Origin of the sequence: Corynebacterium sp. HMSC056F09 (genome assembly GCF_001815785.1) — a bacterium.
Classification (GTDB): domain Bacteria; phylum Actinomycetota; class Actinomycetes; order Mycobacteriales; family Mycobacteriaceae; genus Corynebacterium; species Corynebacterium hiratae.
In genome coordinates, this window is record NZ_KV821925.1 from 1 (window position 1) to 247 (window position 247).

General features: G+C 57.1%; 1 protein-coding gene. It reads right to left on the minus strand.

Features of this window, described 5'->3' with window-relative positions:
* Window positions 1–247: YPDG domain-containing protein (locus HMPREF3056_RS05750; RefSeq protein WP_210401779.1), on the minus strand; the 247-nt coding region annotated here is incomplete at both ends.

Sequence of the window (247 nt, forward strand, 5' to 3'; positions counted from 1 at the left end):
CATCCGGGTAAGTCACCTCAACCGGAACAGTGATCTTGTCACCAGGCTTAGCGTCCTCAGGAATGGTAACGGTGATCTCACCGGTGTTCTCATCAACCTTCACACCCTCAGGCGCGTTGTCACCCGGGGTGAACTTGGTGCCCTCTGGAGCGTCGGTCGGCTCGCCGTCCTTGTCCTTGAACTCAGGCTTCTCAACCTTGACGTCCTCGCCAGGCTTACCAGAACCATCCTCATAACCAGGCTCGAA